Here is a 2,432-nt window from a genome sequence, read left to right as displayed (position 1 = left end):
AGCTCCAATGGAAAGATACCTTATCACAATTTTATGGTAACTGGATGCATGAGGGGCAGATACTGGATCCTGTTATGAGAGATATAGAAGCGTACCTGGAAAAAAGCCAGCGCAAAGTTTCTGGTGATGTTTTTGTACAACTCAATCCTTATCATTTTCAAATTATTGGTATAGAAAGTGATAACGATTTAATGAGTGCAAAGTTTGGTAAATATGGAGAGATGAACACCGGTTTTACCGGAGAAGATGTAAGAGGGTTTACAAAAATATTTGGTAACCAGGTAAGTATTTATCACAGTGTAAGCGATAGTAATAAAAAAGAAAAATGATAAAAGCAGGCATAATAGGAGCAGCAGGTTATACGGGAGGCGAATTAATTCGTTTATTGATTAATCACCCCAATGTGGAAATTGCTTTTGCTCAAAGCAGCAGCAATGCAGATAATGAGGTTAGTAAAGTACATGGTGATTTGGTTGGAGAAACTGATTTGAAATTTTCTGCTGCTCATCATTTTGATGTGGATGTTATTTTCTTTTGTGCATCGCATGGCGAATCTGCAAAATTTATTGCAGCACATAATATTCCTCCATCCGTTAAAATAATTGATTTAGCCAACGATTTTAGATTAAATCTACAATCGCAAGTCGGCAATCGAAAATTTGTTTACGGTTTGCCGGAGTTGCAAAAAGAAAAAATTAAAACTTCCGATAATATTGCCAACCCCGGTTGTTTTGCCACTGCTATTCAGTTAGGTTTATTGCCTTTAGCAAAAGCAGGTTTATTAAATGAAGTGTATACCACAGGTATTACTGGCAGCACCGGTGCAGGACAAAGTTTAGCAGCCACATCTCATTTTAGCTGGCGGGCAAATAATATACAGGCGTATAAAACATTAACGCACCAACACAACGCAGAGATATTGCAATCTATAAATTCATTTCAATCTGATTTAACTTTAAATGAAGAGGATTTCAATTTTGTTCCCTGGAGAGGAGATTTTACAAGAGGCATTTTTATAAGCTCTCAATTAAAATGTGATTTAAGTTTACCAGAGTTGAATTTATTATTTAATGATTTTTATAAAGATCATCCATTTACAACTGTAACAACAGAACCAGTTTTTTTAAAACAGGCAGTTAATACCAACAAATGTATTATTCAGTTAGAAAAAGTTGGAAACAAATTAGTGGTGCATTCTGTAATTGATAATTTAATAAAAGGTGCCAGCGGTCAAGCTATACAAAATATGAATCTGATGTTTGGATTGGATGAAACAATGGGATTAAAACTAAAAGGAAATTATTTTTAAAGGCCCTTGAAGCCCCTCCCGATTACAATCGCATCGGCGTTAGGTTAAAAAGCCTCATAGAGGCGATATATCAGTAGCAATTAGATAGTTATTGGTTGCAAAGCCCCATCGGGGCGGCATATTGAAGCAAAGGGGTTGCGAAAAAAACATGCCGCCCCAATGGGGCTAAATAGAAATAAAAAATGAAATTATTTCTACTAATATTTCGCCCCAAATGGGACTTTATTTAGTAAAGAGTTTTATTGAAAGCTGAAAAAAATTAACTTGACGCCAATGCGAAAAAATCGGGATAAATTACGGGGACTTAAGAGCATAAGAATTGTTACCGGGTGATAGAATTGAAAGAAATGCTTTATTAATTAACAAAATTAGAATTATTGCAAATAAATTATTCACTTTAAAACTAAGTTCTCCGCCTCGGCGGAGACAGGGGCATGAATTTATTCGACGTATATCCACTTAATGACATCATCATTGATAAAGCACAGGGCAGTTATGTGTGGGATGATAAAGGACAAATTTACTTAGACATGTATGGCGGTCATGCGGTAATCTCTATTGGCCATACACATCCGCATTATGTAAACAGGTTACAGGAGCAATTGCATAAAGTCGGATTTTATTCCAACTCTGTAAAAATTCCTATTCAAAATTTACTGGCGCAAAAATTAGGAGAGGTTTCCGGTAAAGAAGACTATCATTTATTTTTATGCAACTCCGGCGCCGAGGCCAACGAAAATGCATTAAAGCTGGCTTCTTTCTATAATGGCAGAAAAAAAATCGTGGCATTTACAAAAGCATTTCATGGCCGTACTTCTCTCGCAGTTGCGGTTACAGATAATCCCAATATAGTAGCACCGGTAAATCAAACCAATAATGTAGTGTTTCTTCCATTCAATGATGAAGCAGCTTTGCAAAATTACTTTGATGAAAATGGTAATGATGTTTCCTCAGTAATTATCGAAGGCATACAGGGAGTAGGTGGAATAAATGTTGCCACGAATTCTTTTTTACAACAGATAAGAAGTTTGTGCGATGAATACAATGCCGTTTACATTGCCGACTCTGTACAATGCGGTTACGGACGTACTGGTAAATTTTACAGTCAGGATTTTAGTGGTGC

2 protein-coding genes and 1 pseudogene are annotated in these 2,432 nt (G+C 36.0%); all 3 read left to right on the top strand.

The window, feature by feature from the left end; all coding sequences use genetic code 11:
• A pseudogene (locus tag ACY65O_RS07590) lies at positions 1–329 on the top strand (argininosuccinate synthase); the annotation flags it as partial.
• Positions 326–1,309 (top strand): N-acetyl-gamma-glutamyl-phosphate reductase, encoded by a 984-nt coding sequence (gene argC, locus ACY65O_RS07585; protein ID WP_462220251.1) that lies wholly within the window; start codon positions 326–328, stop codon positions 1,307–1,309. The pseudogene ACY65O_RS07590 and the gene argC, both read left to right, overlap by 4 nt.
• Positions 1,310–1,743: 434 nt before the next feature.
• The coding region (locus ACY65O_RS07580; protein WP_462220250.1) for an aspartate aminotransferase family protein at positions 1,744–2,432 on the top strand (689 nt) is incomplete at its 3' end.

The organism is Ferruginibacter sp. (assembly GCF_031430955.1).
GTDB lineage: Bacteria > Bacteroidota > Bacteroidia > Chitinophagales > Chitinophagaceae > Ferruginibacter.
The sequence above is the reverse complement of the archived record's forward strand: the minus strand, read 5'-3'. Positions and strand labels throughout refer to the sequence as shown.

Bases quoted from the DNA above. Each gene is read 5' to 3' on its own strand.
- argC (WP_462220251.1), top strand. From the start codon at position 326: ATGATAAAAGCAGGCATAATAGGAGCAGCAGGTTATACGGGAGGCGAA.